Here is a 20,338-nt window from a genome sequence, read left to right as displayed (position 1 = left end):
GCGTGATGGGGCGATGCTATCGCAAAACGAAGCGGTCGCCGTAGCATTCGAGGCGGATGGGGCGCGCAAGGCGGACGTTCCCCTCGGACAGGAGGCGTTGGTAGACGCGGACGCGGTCGGCGGCGTGCTTCCAGGTCGCGTCCGCGCGGAGCAGGGCGAGGCGGAGTTCGAGAAATTTTGCGAGCCAGGCGCGCTCGGGGATGGCGGGGTCGCGGGGCGGGCCGCCCATGGCGTGGTTCGTGGCGCTGATGAGGTCGCGGAGGCCGTCTTCGCCCTGGTTGATGCAGGTGTCGTAGAATTCGCCCCGGCTGATGGGCAGACGGGCTCCGGTGCGGCGGGCGAGGCGGGCAGCGGGGTCCCAGTAGAGGCGGTCGACGAGGTTCTGCTGGGCCTGGCGGAAAAGGGGATCGTCACCGCAGGCGCGAAAGGCGGCGGGGAAATCGGCGAGGCCGGCGGTGATGGGGTTGCGGCCCTCGTCGTCGTGCGGACCGGCGTCGATTTTCTCGAAAGCGGGGAGGAACCGGGCGAGGGTGTTGCCGGGGTGGAGTCGGCGGTATTCGCGAAGAAAGAGGGTGCCGTCGTAGGTGCCGCTGGTGAATCCGGCGAAGCCGAAGGTGAGGCCGCGGCGGTCGTGAATGTTCTGGCAGTAGGTGAATTGCAGCTCGGGGGTGCTGTTCTCGAAGATGGAGGTGAGCTGCTCGATCGTGAGCCGGGTGTCTTCGGCGGCCTGTGCGGAGCGGGGCGCGAAAAGGCCCGCCGCGACAAGGATGAGGGCGATGCGGGTGGCGTTCATCGAGGGCGGCAGAAGCTAGCGCGGGCCCGCGATTGTTCCAGAGGAAATCCCTGTTTCGAGGCGAGACATTCGCTTTGGGAAATTATATGGATCTCATCATGAGATCTTTTGCGTTGTTGGCGGTCGGGGCGGTTTTTCTGGCGGCCCTTCCTGGGCGGGCTGATGTGGAATTTCTGTGGGGCGTGACGGGCGCGGCGGGGGCGCCGTCGAGCCTGTATGCGATCAATCCCGGCACGGGCGCGGTGCTTGGGATGGTGGGCGCTACCGGGAAGGTCTGTCTGTCGGGGCTGGGCATCCAACCCGGCTCGAAAATCCTGTTCGCGGCGCAGGGACAGCTGAGCCCGACGGGGGCGAGTCCCAAGGCGTTCTTCCGGATCGACAAGTCGACTGGCGCCGCGATCGCCGTGGGTGCGCCGATTGCGAACACAATGCCAATTTCCGATCTCGCGGTGCGGGCCGATGGAACATTCTTCGGCTTTGGCATTGGCGGGACGGTGAAGAAGCTGGTGACTGTCAATCCGTCGACGGCAGCCGTCACCACGATCGGGGCCATGAACAATATCACCAACGTGAGCCTGACGTTCGGAGGCAACGGCACGTTGTATCTCGTGCGCACCAATGGGTTGTTCACGGTCAATCCGGCGACCGGCGCGATGAGCGCGCTGGTGGCGGCGTTGAGTGGAGCGACGACGCAATTCAGCAATCTGATGGCGACGAACGGGGCCGGCCTGGTCTTTGGTGGCCTGCGAACCGGGGGCGGGACGAGTCTCTACCGGCTGAATACCACGACGGGAGTGACGTCCCTGGCCGCGACCGTCCCGGGCGTGGCGCTCTCGGGAATGGCTTTCGATACCGCGGCGCCGCCGGTGCTGAACGTGAAGGGCGGGAAGAAGAAAACGACGAAGACGTCTTTCAAGCTCACGGGCAATGCGACTTCGCTGCTGCCGCTGACGGTTTCCTTCAAGAGCAAGAAAGCCAAGGTGAAGGCGGGAAAGTGGACCCTGAAGGTGCCGCTGAAAAAGGTGGGGAAGAACAAGATCACGCTGCTGTGCGCCGATGGCATGGGCCAGAGCGTGACGCGCAAGGTGACGGTCGTCCGCGAGGAGTAGCGGCGACGATCAGGCGAACTGCTTCCAGAGCAGCCAGGCGCTGATGGCGAGGCCGATGGCCGCGGCGATGTGGCGCACGGTTGTCTGCGGAATGCGCTGGGAAAAATGCGCCGCGCCGAAGTAGCCGAGGGTCGAGGCCGCGGTCATGACCAGGGCCTCGGGCCAGACGATGAGCCCGGCCCAGACGAAGTAAATCGAAGCAACGAGGTTGATGAGCGCGGCGAGCACGGTTTTCAGCGCGTTCATCTCGTGGATGTCATGCATGCCGAGGATGCCGAGTGAGGCGAGCATGAGAATGCCGATGCCGGCGCCGAAATAGCCTCCGTAGATGGCGACGGCAAACTGGAAGGCGTAGGCGAGCCCGATGCGGCGGCTGTGGAGGAGATCCGCCGGCCGGGCGAGCGGATCGAGCCGGATGATGCGGCGCAGGGCGTTGTTCGCGAGAAAGAGGGCGGTGGCGAAGAGCAGCAGGAAGGGGACGAGCGCGGCGAAGGTTTTTTCCTGCGTGTGGGTGAGCAGAAGCGCGCCGAGCAGGCCGCCCACGACGCTGAGGACGCCAAAACGGCTGATGAGCGGGGCGACGACGACAATCTGGCGGCGATAGCCGTAGACGCTGCCGAGCATGCCGACGAGAAGCGCGAGTGTGCTGGTCGCGTTGGCCTGGATGGCGGGCATGCCGAAGGCAAGCAGCGCAGGGAAGGTGAGCACGGTGCCGCCGCCGGCGAGCGCGTTCATGGCGCCGGCGAAGAGCGCGGCGGTGAACAGGGGAGTGATTTCGGCAGGTGTCACGGCGATGGGACTTATAAGTCCGATAAGTCTTCGAGGACCTATACTTTCCCGAGCGCGAGGCAGGCGTTGATTCCGCCGAAGCCGAAGCTGTTGCTGAGCACGTGGCGGAGTTTTGCCTCCCGGCCGTGGTTCGGCACGACGTCGAGGTCGCACTCGGGATCGGGCGTCTCGTAGTGCAGCGTCGGCGGCACCCAGCCGTGCTCCACCGCGAGGCAGCAAATGGCGATCTCGATGGCGCCGGTCGCGCCGAGCGGGTGCGCGGTGTAGGCCTTCGTGCCGGTGACGGGAACGTTGCGGGCGTGCGCGCCGAGCACGGCATGGATGGCGCGAGTCTCGCTGGAGTCGTTCACCTTCGTGCTGCTGGCGTGGGCGTTGATGTAGTCGATGTCGCCCGGGTTCAGCCGCGCGTCGGCGAGGGTCTCGCGCATGGTGCGCATGCCGGGCTCGCCGGTGGGATGCGGCGAGGTCATGTGATACGCGTCGTTGCTGAGGCTGTAGCCGAGGACTTCGGCGTAGATGCGGGCGCCGCGGGCCTTCGCATGTTCGTATTCCTCGACGATGACGGCGGCGGCGCCTTCGCCCATCACGAAGCCGTTGCGCTGCAGGTCGAAGGGCCGGCAGGCATGGGGCGGTTCGGCGCGGCTCATCGTCTTGATAAGGTCGAAGGCGCCGTAGGTGAGCGGGCTGAGTGGGGCCTCGGCGGCGCCGGCGATGACGACGTCGGCCATGCCGTCGCGAATGTAGCGCAGGGCTTCACCCACGGCGATCGGGCCGCTCGCGCAGCTGTTGGAATTCGTGGTGCCGATGCCCTGCAGGCCGAACTCGATGGCGATGTTCGAGTGCGCGCTGCCGCCGAAGACCTGCAGCGCGAGGGTCTGGTTGATGGCTTTCGAGCCCTGCGTGATGAACAGGGCGTTCTCGTGCTCGGCATTCGCGATGCCGCCCAGGGCGGTGCCGTAGCTGACGCCGACGCGGGACTGTGGGTCGGCGGGCGAGTATTCGAGACCGGCATCCTCGAGCGCGAGGGCGGCAGAGGCGACGGAGAATTGCGCGTAGCGGTCGAGGCGCTTCAGGCGATGCGGAGGGAACCAGCGGGTCGGGTCGAACCCGGGAATCTCGCCGGAGCAGTGGGCGCGGCCGGGTTCCACCTCGAAATACGTGAGGTTGCCGATGCCGCTTTTCTCCGCGAGCAGGCCGGCCCAGAGGGCGTCGCGGCCGGTGCCAATGCAGGTGATGGGGCCAAGGCCCGTGATGACGGCGCGGCGGCGCGGGGCGGAACTCATTGCGCGGGGGCCTCGAGGTGGGCCTTGAACGCGGAAAGCGTCTTGTGGGCGATGTCGTCGATGAAAAAACCGCCGATAATGCGGTCGGCGATGGCGGCGAGAGCGGGAATGCGAAATCTCAAAACGTGAACGATCCGAACGAGGGTGCCCTCGGGTTTCTCTTCGAAGGACCACACGACGCCCATGCCCTTCGTGAAGGCCTTCAGGTGGGTGAACCTGATCTCGAGCCGCTCGCGGTCGATCACCTGCTCGGAGACCCAGGCGATCGGCACGCCGTCGCGCTCGGCGGCCATCTTCACGATGTGGCGGTCCGTCCCGCGCTCGAGGTAGGTGATGTAGCGGTAATGCGGGAGCACCGCCGGCCAGCGCGAGAGGTCGGCGGCGGACTCGAAGATTTTTTCCTTCGAGGCGCGGATGACGATGGTGCTCTCGGTATTCATGGACGACGGACGCGATAACGAAGGTAGCACTCCTCGCCGTGCGTGCGCAGGGATTCGAGTCTCAGATGGCGGATGGACGCGAGAAATCCGGGGTGCGTGCCGGTGAGGGTCGGCGCCTGGGCGCCGCCGAAAATGCGGGGGGCGACGGTGAGGTGGAGTTCGTCCAGAGCGTCGAGCTCGACGAGTTGGCGGAAGATCGTGGGGCCGCCTTCGCAGACGAGCGTGCGCACGTCGTAGATCTCGCGCAGGGCGGTGAGGACGTCCTCGAGGGGGATCTCGTCCGCGTCGAGCAAATGGAGGTCGCAGAGCGGAACCAGCGCGCCGCGGATGGCGTCGGGCATGTGAAACGTGCTGAAGACGATGCGCGGGGCGCCGCGGGAGGTGAAGACCTTCCAGCCGGGATCGAGGTTGCCGCTGGCGCTCACGATCACGCGCGATGGCTCGGCGGGCAGGCCCCGCTCGCGGCGCTTCGCACGCAGGGCTCGATCGGGCAGCGTCATGCTCATCGTGTCTGTCGCGACGGTGTTCCGGCCGACGAGAATGGCGTCGCCGCGGGCGCGAATCTCGAGCAGGCGTTTCTTGTCGCGGGGCGAAGTGAAGTTCGCGGGCGTATGCTCGCGAGTGGAGATTTTGCCGTCCGCGGTGATGGCGAAGTTCGCGATCACGCGCGGGCGATCACGGCGGTTCATGGCGTGGATTCCGGGTGCTCGGCGATGTCGGCAGTGGCCTCGGTCATTTCGTGAATCGAGGCGGTGTGGCCGTCGCTGGGGCGGTAAAAGAGATAGACGAGGCCGCCGACGAGGCTCCACAGCACCTGCATGAGATAGCCGCAGCTGCCGATGAGCACGGCCTGGGCGGCGGGCGTGCCGTTGAGCGAGCCGAGCAGGGATTGGAAGAGCTGCTCGCGGGCGCCGAGGCCGCCGAAGCTGATCGGCAGCGACGTGAGGACGTTCACGATCGGCATGACGGAGAAGATGTCGACGAGGCTGAGACTGTCGGTGAGCGCGCGGGCGGCGAAGTAGAACGTCGCGAAGAGCAGGAGGTGCGACGGAATCGAGATGAGGAAGGCCGCGATGAGCGCGCCGGGCGCCTTCGCGTAGCGTTGGGTGGCGACGGCGAGATCGACGATCGCGCGCCGCAGCGGGAGGCGGGCGGGCAGGCGGCTCTCGAGGCGGAGCACCGCGACGAGAGCGCCGGCCACGACCACGGCGATCGACGCGCCGAGGATGAGGCCGATCGTGAGCACGGAGACCCGGGCCACCGGCGAACCCATCAGCGTGTTCCATTGCAGGGCGACCACCGCCGCGGAGACGAAGGCGAGCGCCATCAACCCGATCACGCGCTCGAGCGCGATGCTGAGGAATGCGCCGGCCTTGTCGGTCTTCGCCTCACGCATGGCGTAAAAGATCCGGACGACGTCCCCGCCGGTCGCGCCGAGCAGGAAGAGGTTGAAGAACATGCCGATGAGGTTGAGCTGGGCCGTGCGCAGCCAGGTGAGGCGGATGTCGATCGCGTGCAGCAGCCATTGCCAGCGCTGGATTTGCAGGGCGGTGACGGCGCCCACGCAGGCGACGCCGGGCAGGAACCACCACCAGTTTGCGGCCCGCAGGGCTTCGGCCATGCTGGCGCGCTTTTCGGGATCGTGAAAGATCCACCAGAGCAGCGCGATCGAGACGGCAAGCTGGATGGTGGTGGTGACGAAACGTTTCATGGGTGACTGGCCAGAATGAAGGGCGCGCGGGGCGGGAAGAAGCCGAAAACCGCGCGGCTCACTCGCCGAATTCCTTGCGCCAGCGCTCCGCCGCGGCGGCGATGTCACCGCCTTCGCGTTTGGGATTCAGCTCGATGATGAAGGGCGTGCCTTTCGGAAAAAGCGGGACGAGGGCGGCGTAGTCGATGTCGCCGGTGAAGGGCACGCGGTGGTCCTCCACGGGCCAGCGGGCGTCGTGCAGGTGGCAGCCGATCGCGCGGGAAGCGATTTTCTCGAGCCAGGCGCGGTGGTCGAGGAAGCCCATGTTCTGCTTCCGCTGGGCGTGACCAAAATCGTGCCAGTAGCCGCAGGTGTCGCCGAGCTTGTCGAGGAGCGCGGGAAACTCACGTTCGGAGGGCAGTTGCTCGTAGGAATCGCGGTTCTCGATGCCAAGGCGGATGCCCTTCTCGCCGGCGGCGGCGACCACCGGCTTCAGCGTCTCGACGAGGCGGTTGACGTATTCCAGGGAGGCGGCCTCGCGCTGTTGCACGCCGCGGAGCTTTTCCTCGCCGTAGGCCTTCGAAGCGAAGCCGCCGTCCATGATCATGGCGATGAGCTTGCGCGTGAAGCCCCGCATCGGGCCGACGCTGCCGGAGTGGAGGACGATCCGCTTTGCGCCGAAGCGCTCGGCGTATTCGATCGTTTGGAGGGTCATCTTCACCGCGCGCTGGCGGGTCTCCGGCCGGCTGGAGGTGAATTCGTAGCAGTCCGGCGAATCGGTCATCACCTCGACGGGCTGCGGGCAGAAGTTGTGGAGGCTCGTGAAATTGACCTCGCCGCGCTCGGCGAACTTCAGCGCGCCTTCGATCATGGAAAGGTTCAGGCCGTGGCTGAGTTCGACGTTGGTGAAGCCCAGATCGACGATCTCGCGGAGCATGTCTTCGCCCTTGGTGTGGCGGTGGGAATTCCAGCAGGTCGAGAGTGCGAGCATGAAGGTAAACTACATCGAGAGCGCGGCTTGGGCAGCGCGTTCTCCCGATTCCATGGCGGATTGGATGCTGGCCGCGCCGAGCTGATCGCCGGCGAGGATGACCCCCGCAGGCGTGGGGGGCGGCGTGAGGCGGGCGGCGAATCCCGGGGGCTGCGCGGGCAATGCGCAGGGCACATGCACGATGCGGAGCGGCTCGAGGGCGCCGTGAGCCTCGGTGAAAATGTGTTCCACCTCGGTTTGCGCGGCGCGGATGAGCGAGGCGTCGTCGAACCCGTGCGGGCGGAGCACCGTGGCGCTGATGAGGTGGCGGTCCTTCGGCGCGAGCTTGCGCGAGACGTTCGTGAGCTGGACGAGGTGGCGAACCGTGCGGCGATGGCCGGTCGGGAGCACGAGCATGCGGCCGGTGTAGAGCGAGCGGCTCGACGCGAAATACACGGTATCCACGCCGAGGGCGAGCCGGGCGGGTTCCGCAGGCAGGTTCAGCAACCGGCGGGTCGAAGGCTCGTCGGTCGCGAGGATGATCCGGCGAGCGGAGAGCTCGCGCCCGTCCTCGAGCAGGACGGAGCCGGCCCCGACCGAGCGCACCGGGGTGTTCAGGTGAATGGAGTCGGCCGGCACGCGGGAGGCGAGCTGCTTCGGGATCTCGCCGACGCCGTAACGCGGCATCACGGCGCGGCCGGTGGCAAATTTCTTGAGGTAGTAGTTGAACAGGCCGGCGCTGGAGCGGAGTTCCTCGTCGAGGAAGATGCCGCCGAAGAAGGGCACGAAGAAACGATGGAAGATGTCGTCGCCGAACCGAAGGCGGGCGAGGTGCTCGCGAATGGATTCGTCGTCCGGCGACGCGCAGCGGGCAAGCAGCGACGCGTCGGAATGGAGGATGGCGCTGAACGCGAGCGAGGCGAGCCGCACGCCGTCGGAGAGCGGAAATGCGGGATTGAGCAGCGACGAGGCGAACCACTGCGCGTGGTGCAGGGGATTCATCACGCGGAAGAAATCGCCGCTGTCCCAGAGCAGGGCGCCGGAGTCGAACGGGCGCGCCTCGAGGGCGTCGAAGTTCAGATGTCGGCGCGCGGCGGGGTAGTTGTCGAGAAGGACCTGAAAGCCCCGGTCGAGGAGGAAGCCATCGATCTCGTCGGTGCGAACGCGGCCGCCGACGCCATCGGCCGCCTCGAGCAGCTCGAAGGACGCCCCGGCTTCGTGGAGGACCTTCGCGCAAACGAGGCCGGCCAGACCGCCGCCGACGATGACAATCGAATCCATTTCGAGAAAATGTTCGGCGAAACCTGAAACTCCGGGCCGGGAGAGGCAAGCGCGGAATGCCGGCCGATTCGTGAATCAGGGAAATCCCGTCTTTCCCGATCTTCCAGCGCCGTGTAGGCATGGCGGAGACATGAAATATCGTAGTTTTCGCGGCTCGGATGTTCGGGTGAGCGAGGTCGGGTTTGGCCTCTGGACGCTTTCGACCGGATGGTGGGGCACCTACACCGACGAGCAGGCGGTCGCCCTCATGCGGCAGGCGCTGGATCTGGGAATCACCCTTTTCGATGCGGCGGATACCTATGGCAATGGGCGCAGCGAGCATCTGATCGCGCAGGCCTTCGAGGGCCGCCGGGACGAAATCGTGATCGCGACTAAGGTCGGCTACGATTTCGTGACGCATGGCGAGGAGCGCGGTCGCGGCCAGCGCGAGATTCCGCAGGACTTTTCGCCGGCGGCCATTCGCCGGGCGGTGGACGCCGCGCTCGGGCGTCTGAAGACGGATTGCATCGATATCCTCCAGCTTCACAACATCCGCATGGAGCAGGCCGGGGACGACGCCCTCTGGGCCGTGCTCGAGGACCTGCGCGCCGAGGGCAAGATCAAGGTCGGCGGCCTCGCGCTGGGACCGGCGATCGGCTGGCTCGGCGAGGGCGTTCAGGCGATCCGTCGCCAGAATCCCGGCGTCATTCAGCACATCTACAACCTGCTCGAGCCGCACCCCGGCGCGGCGATCCATCAGGCCGCGCGCGATTGCGGGGCGGACACGATGGCGCTGATCCGCGTGCCGCATTCCTCGGGCATGCTCGAGGGCAAATACACGGTGGATACCGTTTTCCCGCCGAACGACCACCGCAACCACCGCCCGCGGTCCTGGCTGCTCAACGGCGTGAAAAAGGTGGAGCAACTCCGCTTCCTCGAGCGCGACGGTGTGCGCACGCTCGGGCAGGCCGCGATCCTGTGGCTGCTCGCGGACGATCGCGTCGCCTCGGTGCTGCCGAACATCTACGACGCGGAGCAGCTCGCGGAGTTCGCGAAGGCGCCCGACCTGCCGCCGCTCACTCCGGAGGAACTCGATCGCGTCGCGGAGCTCGTGGCGCAGAATTTCGGGTTGGAAATCGAGGAGCCGAAATTCAAGGGGACGATGGATCTGGCCCATGCGTGATTCCCGTTCCCCTCACGGGAAAATCTCCTGCTCATGAGGCACCTTGCTCGACTCGTCGGCCTGCGCGGTCCGAAGGCGCTGCCTCCGCTTGGCCCGATCAAGGTGCTCATCTTCGATTTCGATGGCACGATCGCGGACACGTTCTGGCAGGGCCTCGAGATCCTGAACGCGATGGCGCCGGAGTTCGGTTTTCGCCCGTTGGACAAGGCGGACCTGCCGAAGGCGCGGGACATGACGACGCGCCAGCTCATGAAGTTTCTCGGGATTCCCAATCGCAAGCTGCCGACGATCGGCCACCGTGGCGTGCGGGAACTCCGCTCCCGCATCGCGGAGGTCCAGCCGCTGGCCGGGATGCCCGAGGTGCTGCGAGAGCTGCACAAGCGCGGGTGCAAGCTCGGCATCGTCACGTCGAACTCCGAGGAGAATGTCGGGATCTTCCTGCGGAATCACGATCTGGAGATCTTCGATTTCGTGCGGAGTTCCTCGCGTTTGCTCGGCAAGGCCCGGGAAATTCGCCAGGCGATGAAGAAACACGGCTTTGCCCGCGAGAACACGCTCTACGTCGGCGACGAGACGCGCGACATCGAGGCGTGCAAGCGTGCGCATTTGCACTGCGCCGCGGTGACGTGGGGTTACAATTCCGGCAAGGTGCTTGGCGCGCAATCGCCGATGGCCCTGCTCGAGCGTCCCGACGAACTTCTGGCGCTGGTCAGCGCGGCGCCAGAGGCCGGCTGACCTCGCTCCGCGTCGGTCAAGGCGGCGGAGCGAGGTGGCGGGCCGTCGGTTACGGCACGTGAACGGGTTCCACGTCCCAGATGTCTTTAGCGTATTCGGCGATGGTGCGGTCGCTCGAGAACTTGCCCATGCGGGCGGTGTTCAGGATGGCCATTCTCGCCCAGTTCGCCTTGTCGCGGTAGGCGGCGTCGACTTTCTTCTGGCACTCGCTGTAGGATTCGAAATCCGCGAGGACGAGGAAGGGATCGTGGTGGATGAGATTGTCGCGGAGCATGTTCAGCACGCCCGGCGGCTCGTTCGGCGTGAAATAATTCGAGCCGACCCAGTCCACGACGGCCTTGAGCTCCTCGCTCGCCTCGTAGAATTTCGACGGCCGGTAGCCGGACTTCACGAGCGCGGTGACCTCCTCGACGGTCATGCCGAAGATGAAGATGTTTTCCTCGCCGACTTCCTCGCGGATCTCGACGTTCGCGCCGTCGAGGGTGCCGATGGTGAGGGCGCCGTTGAGAGAGAGTTTCATGTTGCCCGTGCCCGAGGCTTCCTTGCCCGCGGTCGAGATCTGTTCGGAGAGATCAGCGGCCGGAACGATGCGCTGCGCAAGGGAGACGCGGTAGTTCGGCAGGAAGACGACCTTGAGCTTGTCCTTGATGCGGGCGTCGTTGTTGATGACGGCGCCGACGGCGTTGATGGCCTTGATGATGCACTTGGCCATGTCGTAGCCGGGGGCGGCCTTCGCGGCGAAGATGAAGACGCGAGGGGTGATGTCGAGCGTCGGATCCTGCAGCAACCGGCGATAGAGCGCGAGGATGTGGAGGAGGTTCAGGTGCTGGCGCTTGTATTCGTGGAGACGCTTGATCTGCACGTCGAAGAGCGCGTCGGGGCTGACCGTGACACCGCACTGCTCTTTGATGATCGATGCGAGGTGGACCTTGTTGGCGCGCTTGATGGCCATGAATTCCTTCTGGAACTCCGGATCGTCGGCGTAGGCCTCGAGGCCGCGCAGCTTGTCGAGATCGCGCTCCCAGCCGTGGCCGATCTTCGAGGTGATGAGTTTGCTGAGGCCTTCGTTGCAGGAGAGGAGCCAGCGCCGCGGGGTGATGCCGTTGGTCTTGTTGTTGAACTTGCCGGGATAAAGCTCGTCGAATTCCGGGAAGAGGTCGGCCTTGAGCAGCTGCGTGTGCAGCGCGGCGACGCCGTTCACCGAGTGGCTGCCGACGATGGCGAGATGCGCCATGCGGACCATCTGGACCGGGCCTTCTTCGATGATCGAGAGCGTGCGCTTCTTGGCCATGTCGCCGGGCCAGTGTTTCTCGACCTCGTCGAGGAAGTGCTTGTTGATCTCGAAGATGATCTGCAAATGGCGCGGGATGACCTTCTTGAACAGGCCGACGCTCCATTTCTCCAGCGCCTCGGGCAGGAGGGTGTGGTTCGTGTAGGCAAGGGTCTTTGTGGTGATGCTCCACGCCTGGTCCCACGGCAGGCCGTGCACGTCGTAGAGCAGGCGCATGAGTTCGGCCACGGAGATGGCGGGATGGGTGTCGTTGAGCTGGACGGCGACCTTGTCGGGGAAGGTGTTCCAATCCGAATTCAGCTGGAGGAAGCGGCGGATGATGTCCTTCAGCGAGCAGGAGACGAAGAAATACTGCTGGATGAGGCGAAGTTCCTTGCCGCTCTCGGTGTTGTCGTTCGGGTAGAGAACCTTCGAGATGGTTTCGCTCTTGTTCTTTTCGGCGACAGCTTCGTCGTAACCGCCGCGATTGAAGGCGGCAAAATCGAAGTCGGCGGAGGCGCGGGATTCCCACAGGCGCAGGTAATTCACCGTTTTCGTGCCGTAGCCGGGGATGGGAATGTCGTAAGGGACGCCGAGGATTTTCTTGGTGCCCGTCCAGCTCGGGACGTAGTTCCCGCGGTCGTCGAAGATGTTTTCCACGTGGCCGTAGAGTTCGATTTCCATCGTATGCTCGGGACGGACGATTTCCCACGGGGTGCCGAAGGTCATCCACGCGTCGGGCAGCTCGATCTGGTAGCCGTTGCGGAATTCCTGTTTGAAAAGGCCGTATTGGTAATGGATGCCGTAGCCGACGGCGGGCAGATCCAGCGTCGCCAGCGAGTCGAGGAAGCAGGCGGCGAGACGGCCGAGGCCGCCGTTGCCGAGGCCCATGTCGTATTCCTCGTCGCGGATGAGATCGGGGTCGAGGCCCATCGCGCGGAGGGCCTCCTCCATCTGCGCGTGAATCCCGGCGCTGTGCAGGGTGTTCGAGAACAGCCGGCCCATCAGGAACTCGAGGGAGAGATAGTAGACGCGCTTCGGATTGTTATCCGCATAGCAGCCCATCGTGCTGATCATCCGCTTGATCACGACGCTTAGCGCGGCCTTCGAGCTGGCCAGCCACCAGTCGCGATTCGTGGCCGTGGTCGTGTCACGCGCAAAGGTGAAAGTGAGCTGGTTGTTGACGGCGATTTGCAGTCCAGGGGCGGTATGATCGAGCTCGGGTGTAATTTCGGTAGACATGAGTATGGGTTGACGTGGACCGGAGTGAATCTTCCTAGCAGGATGCGCACCACTTCCGGAGGCTGGCAAAGCGGAATGCACGACGATTTTGTGACGCGTGCATTCGCCCTGGGATGCGGTCCGGAAAAAACAAAAGGCGAACAGGAAACCTGTTCGCCTTTCGAATTCGGAAGGAACGCCTGGTTCCTCAGGGAGCCGGCGTCGGAGTCGGCGTTGGACTGACTTTCTTGAACTTGCCGCCAATCGTCGCCTGGCCTGAAACCGAGGTATTCATCTTGGAGGTGGCCGTGACGGTGAAGCGGCACTTGCCTCCGCCTTGGGATGCTGCCTTCGGCGTGATCTTGGCGCGAAGAACGACAGGGCCGCTCGAAGGACCAAAGAGCGAGGTCGTAAACGTGCCCGCCATCAGCTCGGAGGTGACATCCTGGCCCGCGTAGGTAAAGGTCACTTTCGCCAGTTTCTTCGCGTCGCTGGGGATCGCCACACCGATCGTAAACACGTCCGATGCGCCGGTATTGTAAACCGAGAAGTTGAAGGCTTTCTTCCTTGGATATTTGAAGGTGTATTTCGACGAGCCGATGACCACTGGCGTGCCGGGGGTGATCGCAAAATTAACCATGCGACTGGTGGTCGCGTCGGTCACGAAGATGAAATTCTGCGAGAAGACCACGCCGCGAGGGCCGTTCAATGAGGTTTGGGATGTAGTGGGGAGAGTGGCGGCGTTGGTGATAAACGTCGCCTGCCCGAGCACGAACGTGGCGGCGCCGCCGTCAATCAAAGTGGAGGGAGACTGATAGATGACGACTCGATTGTTGATCGTGTCGGCGACATAGAGGCGCCCGAGCGGGTCGAAGGCGACCCCCGACGGCCCGCGAAGAGTGGAAGCCGTGGGCGGATTAACGACTATATTGCTGGTGAAGTTCGTCTGCCCCAGCACCAGGGTCGCGATGGCACTTCCGTTGATGGGCTGGGTCGTGACTGAGGCAAATTTCAGGACGCGATGGTTTCCGCTGTCAGCAACCCAGAGATTGCCGTCGAGATCGACGGCCACTCCAACTGGAGCGTTGAAGGCGCTGTTGCTAAGGCCGGCGGTGCTGGCCAGGAAGTTGCCCTGGCCGTTGGAGAGGGCGGCCTGGCCGAAAATGCCGTCCGCAAAAGCGTAGGAAGCCAGACTGGTCGCACCATTGAATTTCAGGACGCGGTTGTTGCCTTTGTCGGCGACGTAGAGGGCGCCCGCGCTATCGAACGCGAGACCGGTGGGAGCATTCATGCCGCGCTGCGATGTCGTTGGTGTCCCTGTGTCGTCTTCTTCCTGGCCGAAGAAGGCATTCGCATCGGGACCGCTCGTGGCGATCTTCGAGGCACCGGTAAACTTGAGCACTCGATTGTTGCCGGTATCGGCGACCCAGAGGTTGCCGCTCGTATCCACGGCCACACCTTGGGGCGCGTTCATGGTGTCGGCCTCGGGGGGGACAGCGGCGACTTTTGAGAAGAGGGTCTCTTGACCGAAGGCGATTTCTGCGCTCGCACCGTTGTCGTAGGCCGCGGTGGAGCGATACCGAAGCACGCGATTATTGGCCGTATCGGCGACGAAAAACTTGCCCGTGGTGGGGTCGACCGCAATGCCGCTCGGCGTTGCCAGGGTGCCATCGGTGGGATTTGCAGCGGTTGCGCTCGCGGTGAAGTTGGGCTGGCCCCAGACATGGGCGGCGTTCTGTCCGTTCGTGAATTGCGCTCGGGCTCCGGGAAGGGCGCTCAGACCAAGGGCGACGGAAAGAAAAAATCGCTGAGGGGAGAGAAATTTCATGCTTTTAGGCTAAAGATGCGGACCACGTTGAACCGCGATCGTCAAATGGGGTCAAGAGCAATGTGCCCAATTCTTGATGGAGACAATTGCTCGTCCAAACCCTTCGTTCCAAACCCTTCGTCTAAACGAGGCCGAGTTTCATGCGGCCGGCCTCGGAGATCATGGATTGGTTCCATGGCGGATCCCAGACGAGGTCGACTTCGGCTTCGTCGATGCCGTCGAGGATGAGGACCTTCTGACGGGCGTCTGCGGCGATCGTCGGGCCCATGCCGCAGCCGGGTGCGGTGAGCGTCATTTTCACTTTCACGTTGGTCTGGCCGCTCTCGGTTTTGTCGACGATGCAGTCGTAGATGAGGCCGAGATCGACGACGTTGACCGGAATTTCGGGGTCGAACACGGTCTTGAGCTGGTTCCAGACGGCGTCCTCGAGCGAGCCGTCGACGGCTTTCTTCTCGGTCGTGAATTCGGCAGGGTCGATGCCGAGGGCGTCAACGTCCTTTTCGTCGATGCGGGCAAGGCCGGCCTGGGTGGCGACGGTGTAAGTGCCGCCGAGGGACTGGGTGATGATGACGCTGGTGCCGATCGGAAGGATGATCGACGTGCCGCTGGGAATCTGGATGGCGTCGCAGTCGCGGGTGAGAGTGAGTTCGCGTTGGTCCATGGATGGTATCAAAAAAAAGCGGATTTACTTTTGAAGGGTGATTTTGACGGTCTTCGGGGTGTTGAGCTGGTCGAAAAGCGTCGGGGCCTGCGGGGCGGCGGGCGTCGCGGAGGCGGCCTGGGGGTTCAGCGCGTCCTTGAGGGCGCCTTCCACGAGCTGGGCGCAGTGAATCTTCATCGGCGGGAGCGGGCCGAGGGGGGCGGAGAGGTCCGCGCCGTTCATGGCGAGGGCTTCCTCGGCGGTTTTGCCGCGAATGAGATCGGTGGCCATGCTGGCGACGGCGATGGCGGTCTGGCAGCCGAAGGTCTGGAAGGTCGCCTTGTCGATGACCTTGCGGCCGTCTTCCTCCTTGAACTTTACCCACATGCGCAGCATGTCGCCGCAATCCGCGCTGCCGACGGTGCCTACGGCGTCGGCGTCGGCCATTTCGCCGAGATTGCGGGGATCGGCAATCGCTTCCTGAATTTTCGTTTCGAGGTCGTCGCTCATGTCACTCGATCGTGTAGCGGGGCAGGCTGGGGTCGACTTCGAGGCTCCAGGCGTCGATGCCGCCGCGCAGGCCGCGGACGTTCGTGAAGCCGTGGCCGGCGAAATACGCGGCGGCGTCCATGCTGCGGGCGCCCTGGTGATCGACGAGAATGACGAGGCCGTCCTTCGGCCAGGAAGTCATGATCGTCTGCAGAAGCTCCTGCGTGAAGTGCTGCGCCTGGGGGATTTTCACGGCGTCGAATTCCTCGCGCGTGCGGATGTCCAGCAGCCGGGCGTCTCCGCCCTCGGCAAGGGCGGTGGCGGCTTCCTTCGGCTCGATCAGCATCTTCGCGTCCTCGGCGCATGCGGCCTCCACCTCGGCCAGCGTTGCCACGGGATCGAGCCCGTCGTTGCGGGCGCAAACCTCGGCGAACGTCTCTTCGGGGCGGAATCCGCAGCTCGAGCAGCCGCCGATGTGATGGAGGCGGAAGAGCGCGCGTTGGGCGCCGGGCAGAGCCTGGAGCAGCTCCTGCATCGTGGAGTCGGGCGACAGCGTGGCGGTCATGCGCGCAATATGAAGCGGGCGGGGCGTCGTGGCAAGAGGGGTGTCCCGCTGAGAATTTCGGGCCTTTTCGTGGAGAAGTCCCGTGTCCGGAAAAACATCCTTCTGGCGCGCTGCGCGTCGGGCTTGTTAGTTTCCCGCTCGTGAAATCTCCGCGCGCCATCAACGAAGCCACGGGAATCTTTGTGATTCTCGCCGTGCTTTTCGTGGCCAGTCTCCTTTGGGTTCCCCCTCTCGCTCTCCTTTGGATGGCCGCAGCGGCCTTCACCTGCTATTTTTTCCGCGATCCCGAGCGCGAGGCGCCGAACGATCCCGCGATCGCCATCGCCCCGGCCGACGGCAAGATCGTGAGCGTCGAGGAGCGCATCGAGGGCGAGGCGCTCATGCAGAGCATGGTGTGCATCTCGATCTTTCTGTCCGTCGTCGACGTGCACGTGAACCGCTCGCCAATTGCCGGCACGATCACGCACAGCGAGGGCAAGAAGGGGCTTTATCTGGATGCGCGGAACCCCGACAGCGCCCGCAAGAACGCCAGCCGCCTCTGGGTGTTCAAGGGCGAGAAGGTCACCGTGGCTGTGCGGCAGATCACCGGCGCGATCGCCCGGCGGATCGTGCCGTGGTCGCAGGTCGGCGACGAAGTGAGGCAGGGCCAGAAGTTTGGGATGATTCGTTTCGGCTCTCGCACGGAACTCTGGGTGCCGCTCGGCTCGAAGATTCTCGTGCGCGAGGGGGAATCCGTGCGCGGCGGCCTCACTCCGGTCGCCGAATTTCCCGCCGATCTGCCGAAGCCGACGCCGCTGATTTGAGAGGGTGACGGAGGACTTCCGCAGTCCGCGCCGGGGCGGAATAACGCTGCCTTTCACCGCGCGGTCGGTGTAGGCTGCCGCGCCACGAACGTATGAGCAGCCCCGGCCCGAAAATTTATCTCCTGCCGAATCTCATGACGGCGGGAAATCTCTTCTGCGGCTTTGCGGCGGTGCGCAGCATCATCGAGGGCAAGATCGCGGGCGAAGTCGGGTCCGACGCGCTGGTGAGCGGGCGCTACAAGGAAGCCATCGCGTGGATTCTCGGCGCCTGCGTCTTCGATCTGCTCGATGGCCGGCTCGCGCGACTCGGCGGGCGCGAAAGTCCGTTCGGCCGGGAGTTTGATTCGCTGGCCGATGTCGTGTCGTTCGGCGTCGCCCCGGCGCTGCTTGCCTACGACATCGTGCTGCACGATTTCCACAAGACAGGCTGGGTGATCGCCTTCTTCTACCTGCTTTGCGGCACGCTCCGGCTCGCGCGATTCAACTGCCTCGCGGCCGATCCCGAGCACAAGGGCGCGTCGAAGGATTTCGAGGGCTTTCCGATTCCTGCCGCGGCCGGCGTGATCGCCTCACTCACGCTCCTCATGCTCTGGATCAATGAGGGACAGCGCGCAATCGGCAACTGGAAATTTGGCCTGCCGGCGCTGATGATTTTTCTCTCGGTGCTGATGTTCAGCCGCGTGCGCTACCCGAGTTTCAAGGCTGTGAACTGGCGCACCGAGCGCTCGCTGCCGGCCTTCATCGTCGTGATCGGCGTGCTCGTGTTCACGGCGCTGAATTACCAGTGGATGCCGGCGGTGCTTTTCGTCGCGTTCCTGCTCTACGGCTTCGTGCGCCCCTTTGTTTCCAAGGCGTTGCGCCGGGAGATCGAGGACGACGACGAGCCCGGCGAGGAGGAGCCGGAGAAGCGCGATGCAGCTTGATCTGAGCTTCGGCGCGACGCCGGATCCGGAGGAGGTGCCCGAGGCGGCACCGCGGATTTTCACCGTCACGGAGCTTACCCGCGCCGTGCGCGCGGCGCTCGAGGCGAAGCTCGGCGAGATCTGGGTGCGCGGGGAAATTTCCAATCTCCGCCGGCAGGCCTCGGGCCACCAGTATTTCACGCTCAAGGATGCCGGCTCGCAACTTGCCTGCGTGCTTTTCGCCGGGACCGCGCGCAGCCTGCGCGGCCTTCGGCTGGCCGACGGCATGCAGGTGCAGCTTTTTGGCGAACTCACGGTCTACGAGGCGCGCGGGCAATATCAGCTCGTCGTCGCGCTCGCGCAGGAAGAGGGGCTCGGCGCGCTGCAGGCCCGCTTCGAGGCGCTCAAGGCGAAGCTCGCGGCGGAGGGGCTCTTCGACGCCGGGCGCAAGCGTCCGCTGCCGGCGCTGCCAACGCGAGTGGGCGTGGTGACCTCGCCCACCGGGGCCGCAATCCGCGATTTTCTCAAGGTGATCCATCGACGCATGCCGGGCGTGGAAGTGATCGTGAATCCCGTGCGCGTGCAGGGCCGGGGCGCGGCGAAGGAGATTGCCGCGGCGATCGGGGAATTTTCGGCGGCGCCGGGCAATGGGTTGCCGGAAGTGGATCTCGTTGTCGTTACCCGCGGCGGGGGCAGCCTCGAGGACCTGTGGGAATTCAACGAGGAAGCCGTCGCCCGCGCGATCGCGGCCTCGCGCGTGCCGGTGGTCAGCGCGGTCGGGCACGAGATCGACTTCACCCTCTCCGATTTTGCGGCGGATTTTCGGGCGCCAACCCCCAGCGCGGCGGCGGAGCTCATCGTGCCGGACGCGGGGCAGCTTCTGCGCGGCGTGCGGGAGCGCGTGGGCCGCATGGGGCGCGAGTGTGTGAGCGTGGTGCGGTTTCAACGGTCGCGGCTGGTCGCCCTCGAGCGGTCCGCGTTGTTTCGCGAGCCCGCCCGACTCGTGAGGGAGCGGCGCCAGCGGCTGGATGGAGCGCATGCGGAGATGTTTCGAGTGATCGCGGCCAACCTGAAGGACCGTCGCGAAGGGTTGCTCCGGGCGAGAGCCATGATCGCCGCTCATCGCCCGGCGGCCCAGGTGGCGATACGGCGAGATCACCTGGCCCGGGCGCGCACGTTGCTCGACGAGGCCGTCGATCGGCAGTTGCGTCGATTTCGCGAGCGCTCGGCCCGTGCGACGGGGCTGCTGCAGGCGCTCAGCCCCGATGCCACGCTGGCCCGCGGCTATTCCATCACATTTGGTGCGGATGGCCGGCCGCTGCGTTCCGTAGCCGCCGTGAAGGCCGGGGACGTCCTGCGCTCGCGCCTGTCGGATGGCGAGGTGAAATCCACCGTCGCGGGGCCAGAGCGCTGAGGCAGCAATGGCTCAGGCCCGCGTGAGTTGCTGCCGGTAGGCGAGAGGCCGACGACCTTTCGGAAGACGCGGTTGAAGTGCGTGAGGGATTGGAACCCGACGTCGTAGGCGATCTCGCTCACGCGGAGGTTCGGATTCAGCAGTAGCGTCTTGGCCTTCTCGATGCGCACGCGGGAGAGATACTCGGTGAAGTTCAGGCCGGTGGCCTTCTTGAACATCTTGCAGAAGTAGAACGTGCTCGTGTTCACGGCCCGGGCGACCTGGCCGAGCGAGCCCCATCTCGGGCGCGGATCGGCGCGCAAAGGAAAGGCTCCGCCCATTCTGAAACGGACAATATAGGGTTCGCACCCGGCAAGGACCGTGTATCGCCGCGGCGGGGGGCTGCGTAAAGTGCCATCGCCATGAATCCGTTCTCCTCCCTCCGCCAGCAGGAGAATCTCGAGATTGCGGATAACGACGATCTCGTCGCCCTTGCCCGGAAAATCATCAATGAACGCCATCTCGGCGTGCTCACCACGGTCGACTCCGAGAATGCCCCTCATGCCCGTTGGATGGCGACCCTCACTCTCGACACCTTCCCGCGTCTGCTCACGCTCACGGCCGCGCACAGCGCGAAGGTCCGCCACATCCGCGTGAATCCGCAGGTGGACTGGCTGTTCGCGAACGAGGATTTCACGGTCGCCCTCAATCTCCGCGGCACCGCGCAGGTGCATGTCGATACCGTCACGATCAAGCGCGCGTGGAAGATCATCGAGGACAAGTCGCATCTCTATTTTCTGAACACGTTCGACGGGAAGTTTGCCCTTGCGGTGGTCGAGACCGAGATTGAGCGGATCGATTACACTGCCGCCGAGGCCGGCATCCGCCTCAGCCATTTCGTGATGGAGCCGGTGCCGGTCGAGGCGTGATTTTTGGCAAAAAGGGAGCGGGTTTGAGCAAGTCACGGGTATCGCG

At 64.8% G+C, this 20,338-nt stretch carries 20 protein-coding genes and 1 pseudogene; 7 read left to right on the top strand and 14 right to left on the bottom strand.

Going from position 1 to position 20,338, the window contains the following annotated elements:
- Positions 1 to 16: 16 nt before the first annotated feature.
- A complete protein-coding gene (locus VIM61_03510; protein HEY8899451.1) occupies positions 17 to 793 on the bottom strand; it encodes a chitosanase in 777 nt (258 codons plus the stop codon).
- Positions 794 to 879: 86 nt separating this feature from the next.
- Here VIM61_03510 and VIM61_03505 point away from each other — a divergent pair, with 86 nt between their 5' ends.
- The gene (locus VIM61_03505) at positions 880 to 1,902 is read left to right on the top strand and encodes a hypothetical protein (protein ID HEY8899450.1); all 1,023 of its coding nucleotides are present in this window, start codon (positions 880 to 882) and stop codon (positions 1,900 to 1,902) included.
- Between the two features lie 9 nt (positions 1,903 to 1,911).
- On the opposite strand, the gene VIM61_03500 is transcribed toward VIM61_03505, so the two are convergent.
- The 7 genes from VIM61_03500 to VIM61_03470 are packed head-to-tail and all read right to left on the bottom strand — an operon-like array spanning position 1,912 to position 8,355.
- Entirely contained in the window at positions 1,912 to 2,691 is a 780-nt protein-coding gene (locus VIM61_03500) for a sulfite exporter TauE/SafE family protein (GenBank protein HEY8899449.1), read from the bottom strand.
- Between the two features lie 38 nt (positions 2,692 to 2,729).
- Positions 2,730 to 3,974, bottom strand: a complete 1,245-nt coding sequence (locus VIM61_03495) for a beta-ketoacyl-[acyl-carrier-protein] synthase family protein (GenBank protein HEY8899448.1) — start codon at positions 3,972 to 3,974, stop codon at positions 2,730 to 2,732.
- Positions 3,971 to 4,414 carry an SRPBCC family protein gene (locus VIM61_03490; protein HEY8899447.1) on the bottom strand — a complete coding sequence of 148 codons (444 nt, stop codon included), beginning with the start codon at positions 4,412 to 4,414 and terminating at the stop codon, positions 3,971 to 3,973. The genes VIM61_03495 and VIM61_03490 overlap by 4 nt, the downstream gene beginning before the upstream one ends.
- Positions 4,411 to 5,103: a dihydrofolate reductase family protein gene (locus VIM61_03485; protein HEY8899446.1), complete on the bottom strand. Its 693-nt coding sequence runs from the start codon at positions 5,101 to 5,103 to the stop codon at positions 4,411 to 4,413. Before VIM61_03485 ends, VIM61_03490 begins: the two co-directional genes overlap by 4 nt.
- A complete protein-coding gene (locus VIM61_03480) occupies positions 5,100 to 6,125 on the bottom strand; it encodes a lysylphosphatidylglycerol synthase transmembrane domain-containing protein (GenBank protein HEY8899445.1) in 1,026 nt (341 codons plus the stop codon). The genes VIM61_03485 and VIM61_03480 overlap by 4 nt, the downstream gene beginning before the upstream one ends.
- A gap of 58 nt (positions 6,126 to 6,183) precedes the next feature.
- Positions 6,184 to 7,095, bottom strand: coding sequence for a TIM barrel protein (locus VIM61_03475; protein HEY8899444.1), 912 nt, complete (start codon positions 7,093 to 7,095; stop codon positions 6,184 to 6,186).
- A 9-nt stretch (positions 7,096 to 7,104) separates the two neighbouring features.
- Positions 7,105 to 8,355 (bottom strand): NAD(P)/FAD-dependent oxidoreductase, encoded by a 1,251-nt coding sequence (locus VIM61_03470; GenBank protein ID HEY8899443.1) that lies wholly within the window; start codon positions 8,353 to 8,355, stop codon positions 7,105 to 7,107.
- A gap of 130 nt (positions 8,356 to 8,485) precedes the next feature.
- Here VIM61_03470 and VIM61_03465 point away from each other — a divergent pair, with 130 nt between their 5' ends.
- Both VIM61_03465 and VIM61_03460 read left to right on the top strand, forming a co-directional pair.
- Positions 8,486 to 9,517, top strand: a complete 1,032-nt coding sequence (locus VIM61_03465; GenBank protein ID HEY8899442.1) for an aldo/keto reductase — start codon at positions 8,486 to 8,488, stop codon at positions 9,515 to 9,517.
- Positions 9,518 to 9,550: 33 nt separating this feature from the next.
- The gene (locus VIM61_03460) at positions 9,551 to 10,252 is read left to right on the top strand and encodes an HAD-IA family hydrolase (GenBank protein ID HEY8899441.1); all 702 of its coding nucleotides are present in this window, start codon (positions 9,551 to 9,553) and stop codon (positions 10,250 to 10,252) included.
- A 49-nt stretch (positions 10,253 to 10,301) separates the two neighbouring features.
- Here the strand turns inward: VIM61_03460 and VIM61_03455 are convergent, their stop codons facing one another.
- The 5 genes from VIM61_03455 to VIM61_03435 all read right to left on the bottom strand — a co-directional run bounded on the left by VIM61_03455 (position 10,302) and on the right by VIM61_03435 (position 16,265).
- Positions 10,302 to 12,764: a glycogen/starch/alpha-glucan phosphorylase gene (locus VIM61_03455; GenBank protein HEY8899440.1), complete on the bottom strand. Its 2,463-nt coding sequence runs from the start codon at positions 12,762 to 12,764 to the stop codon at positions 10,302 to 10,304.
- Between the two features lie 187 nt (positions 12,765 to 12,951).
- Positions 12,952 to 14,571, bottom strand: a complete 1,620-nt coding sequence (locus VIM61_03450) for an NHL repeat-containing protein (protein ID HEY8899439.1) — start codon at positions 14,569 to 14,571, stop codon at positions 12,952 to 12,954.
- 121 nt (positions 14,572 to 14,692) lie between these two features.
- Positions 14,693 to 15,232 (bottom strand): putative Fe-S cluster assembly protein SufT, encoded by a 540-nt coding sequence (sufT, locus tag VIM61_03445; GenBank protein HEY8899438.1) that lies wholly within the window; start codon positions 15,230 to 15,232, stop codon positions 14,693 to 14,695.
- Positions 15,233 to 15,256: 24 nt separating this feature from the next.
- Entirely contained in the window at positions 15,257 to 15,721 is a 465-nt protein-coding gene (locus VIM61_03440) for an iron-sulfur cluster assembly scaffold protein (GenBank protein ID HEY8899437.1), read from the bottom strand.
- A gap of 1 nt (position 15,722) precedes the next feature.
- On the bottom strand, positions 15,723 to 16,265 hold the full coding sequence (locus VIM61_03435) for a rhodanese-like domain-containing protein (protein ID HEY8899436.1): 543 nt from the start codon (positions 16,263 to 16,265) through the stop codon (positions 15,723 to 15,725).
- Positions 16,266 to 16,405: 140 nt separating this feature from the next.
- Here VIM61_03435 and VIM61_03430 point away from each other — a divergent pair, with 140 nt between their 5' ends.
- The 3 genes from VIM61_03430 to xseA all read left to right on the top strand — a co-directional run bounded on the left by VIM61_03430 (position 16,406) and on the right by xseA (position 19,384).
- Positions 16,406 to 17,068: a phosphatidylserine decarboxylase gene (locus tag VIM61_03430; GenBank protein ID HEY8899435.1), complete on the top strand. Its 663-nt coding sequence runs from the start codon at positions 16,406 to 16,408 to the stop codon at positions 17,066 to 17,068.
- A gap of 92 nt (positions 17,069 to 17,160) precedes the next feature.
- A complete protein-coding gene (pssA, locus tag VIM61_03425) occupies positions 17,161 to 17,991 on the top strand; it encodes a CDP-diacylglycerol--serine O-phosphatidyltransferase (protein HEY8899434.1) in 831 nt (276 codons plus the stop codon).
- Positions 17,981 to 19,384 carry an exodeoxyribonuclease VII large subunit gene (gene xseA, locus VIM61_03420; GenBank protein ID HEY8899433.1) on the top strand — a complete coding sequence of 468 codons (1,404 nt, stop codon included), beginning with the start codon at positions 17,981 to 17,983 and terminating at the stop codon, positions 19,382 to 19,384. Before pssA ends, xseA begins: the two co-directional genes overlap by 11 nt.
- A gap of 47 nt (positions 19,385 to 19,431) precedes the next feature.
- Here xseA and VIM61_03415 read toward each other — a convergent pair.
- Positions 19,432 to 19,704: pseudogene (locus VIM61_03415) on the bottom strand (helix-turn-helix transcriptional regulator).
- 81 nt (positions 19,705 to 19,785) lie between these two features.
- On the opposite strand from VIM61_03415, the gene VIM61_03410 reads away from it, so the two are divergent.
- Positions 19,786 to 20,292, top strand: a complete 507-nt coding sequence (locus VIM61_03410) for a pyridoxamine 5'-phosphate oxidase family protein (GenBank protein ID HEY8899432.1) — start codon at positions 19,786 to 19,788, stop codon at positions 20,290 to 20,292.
- Positions 20,293 to 20,338 lie beyond the last annotated feature (46 nt).

Source organism: Chthoniobacterales bacterium (assembly GCA_036569045.1).
Classification (GTDB): Bacteria; Verrucomicrobiota; Verrucomicrobiia; order Chthoniobacterales; family JAATET01; genus JAATET01.
The sequence above is the reverse complement of the archived record's forward strand: the minus strand, read 5'-3'. Positions and strand labels throughout refer to the sequence as shown.